Origin of the sequence: Micromonospora sp. NPDC052213 (assembly GCF_040679695.1) — a bacterium.
Taxonomy (GTDB): domain Bacteria; phylum Actinomycetota; class Actinomycetes; order Mycobacteriales; family Micromonosporaceae; genus Micromonospora.
Window position 1 is genome coordinate 1 of record NZ_JBFAVI010000316.1, and the last position, 2,706, is coordinate 2,706.

The following is a 2,706-nucleotide window of genomic DNA, read 5'->3' on the forward strand; positions in this document are numbered from 1 at the left end:
GGCCCGGCCCGGGGTCGACCGGCGGGGGGGGGGCGCGCCGCCCGCCCGGCGCTGTCACGTCGACGCGCCGCCGCCCGGCGCCGACCGGTGTTTCCCCGGTCGGCGCCGAGGGTAGGTCGGGCGCGACGAGACGGACACCCGTGTGGAGGATTCCCATGAGAGACGACTTCGGCGACGCGGTGGGGGACGCCCTCCGCTCGGTGCTGCTGTTCCTGCCCAAGGCCGTGGCCTTCGTGGCGATCCTGGTGGTCGGCTGGCTGATCGCCAAGGCCGTGCTCAAGATCGTCGACAAGGTGCTGGAGCGGGTGGGCTTCGACCGCGCGGTGGAGCGCGGCGGGATCCGCCGGGCCCTGGCCCGGTCCCGGTACGACGCCAGCGACATCGTCGCCAAGCTCGCCTACTACGGCGTGCTGCTGGTGACCCTCCAGCTCGCGTTCGGCATCTGGGGCCCGAACCCCGTCTCGGACCTGATCGCCGGCGTGATCGCCTGGCTGCCCCGTGCCCTCGTCGCGATCGTCATCGTCGTGGTCGCCGCCGCGATCGCCAACGCCGTCAAGGACATCATCAGCGGCGCCCTGGGCGGGCTGTCGTACGGCCGCATCCTGGCCACCGTCGCCTCGGTGTTCATCCTCGGCCTCGGCGTCATCGCCGCCCTCAACCAGATCGGCGTGGCCACCGCCGTGACCACCCCGGTGCTGGTCGCCGTGCTCGCCACCGTCGGCGGCATCCTCGTCGTCGGGGTCGGCGGCGGTCTGGTCCGTCCGATGCAGAGCCGCTGGGAGTCCTGGCTGACCCGCGCCGAGCAGGAGTCGCACCTGATCGCCACGCACGCCCGCGCCTACCGGGCCGGCCGCCGCGACACCGAGACCCACCTGACCGGCCCGGCCGCCGACGCCACCCAGGTCGTCCGTGCCGGTGAACCCGCCGGCCCGGCCGTGGACGCCGATGCCACCCAGGTCGTGCCGCGCCCCACCGGCCCGGCCACGCCCCACGCCGACCCGGACGCCACCCAGGTCACCTCGACCGGCGCCACGGCCCCGGCACAGCCGACCGGCCAGGACGCCGAGGCCACCATGGTCATCCCGCCGATGGGTCAGGAGAAGTTCCGCCGCTGACCCCGCCGCCGCGTTCCGGGGTGGGATCCGCGCGGGTCCCACCCCGACGCGTGTCGCGGTAAGGCATGGCCGTCACGGTCACCGCCGTCTACCATCGCCGGCATGACGTGGCGATGTTGACGCACCGCTGACGGTCGCCCCCGTGGGCCGCCGCGGACGCCGTACGTCCGGTGTCCGCTTCGTCTCCACGGGAAGGCTTCATGACCGTCCACACTGTGCGTGTGCCCGACCCGCGTGTCCGCCGGCTGGCGGCCACCCTCTATGGGTACGCGTTCCTCGGTGAACTCGTTCTGCTCTATCCGCTGTACGCGCTGCTGTTCAGCGACACCGGCCTGTCGGTCTGGCAGATCTCCTCGCTGTTCGTGATCTGGTCGGCCAGCGGCATCCTGCTGGAGGTGCCCTCCGGCGCCTTCGCCGACGCGGTCTCCCGGCGGCGGCTGCTCGCCCTCGCCCCGCTCGTCACCGCCGCCGGCTTCGCGCTCTGGGTGCTCGTCCCCTCGTACCCGGCCTTCGCCGTCGGGTTCGTGCTGTGGGGCGCCGGCGGTGCGCTCGCCTCGGGTGCGCTGGAGGCGCTGGTCTTCACCGAACTCGACCGGCTCGACGCCGCCGGCCGGTACGCCCGCGTCATCGGCCGGGCCAGGACGGCCGAGACGCTCGGCGTGCTCGCCTCGATCGTCCTGGCCGGCCCGGTGTTCGCCGTCGGCGGCTACCCGGCGGTGGGCGTGGCCAGCGTGCTCGCCTGCCTGCTCGCCGCCGCCGTCGCCACCCGTTTCCCCGAACACCGGCGGCGCGGCGCCCCGGTGGCCGCTGCCGCTTCCACGGCCGGGCCGGCCGCGGCCACCACCGCCGGCCCGGCCGCGACCGCCCCCCCGGTGCGGACCGGCCGGGCCGCCGCGGCGGGACGCGACGCGGACGACGAGGACGGCGACGACGACCTCGGCTGGTGGGCGAGCCTGCGCGCCGGGCTCGCCGAGGCGCACGCCGACCGGGCCGTCCGCGCGGCGGTGCTGCTGGTCGCGGCGGTCGCGGCGGTCTGGGGGGCCATCGAGGAGTACACGCCGCTGCTGGCGCGGGACACCGGCGTCGCCGGGGCGACCGTGCCGCTGCTGCTCCTGCTCATCTGGGGCGGGGTGAGCGTCGGCGGCCTGCTCGCCCCGGCGGGGGAACGGCTGACCACCCGCGGGTACGCCGGGCTGCTGGCGGTGTCCGGCGTGGCCCTGGCCGCCGGGGCGTTGCTCGCCCGGCCCGTCGGGTTCGTGCTGGTCGCGGCCGCGTTCTGCGGCTTCCAACTCGCCACCGTGCTCGCCGACGCCCGCTTGCAGGCCCGGATCACCGGCAGCAGCCGGGCCACGGTCACCTCGCTCGCCGGGATGGCCACCGACGTGACGATCATCGCCGTCTACGGCGGGTACGGCCTGCTCGCCACCGGGGCCGGCAACGGGGTCGCCTTCGCGGTGGCCGCCGTGCCGTACCTGATCGTCGCGCTGCTCCTGGTGACGCGCGGCGGCCGTCGGGCCCGAGGCGGGCCGGGTCGGGTGGCCGCCGTCGGGCACCGGGTGGTCCACGGCGGCAAGCGGTTCGGCGAGCCCGT

1 protein-coding gene and 1 pseudogene are annotated in these 2,706 nt (G+C 75.9%); both read left to right on the forward strand.

The genetic code is table 11. The features are described 5' to 3' along the window. The first annotated feature begins 155 nt into the window (after positions 1-155). Entirely contained in the window at positions 156-1,115 is a 960-nt protein-coding gene (locus AB0L34_RS33480) for a hypothetical protein (RefSeq protein WP_363709644.1), read from the forward strand. 200 nt (positions 1,116-1,315) lie between these two features. Next, positions 1,316-2,629 (forward strand): annotated as a pseudogene (locus tag AB0L34_RS33485) (MFS transporter); the annotation flags it as partial. Between the last annotated feature and the right edge of the window lie 77 nt (positions 2,630-2,706).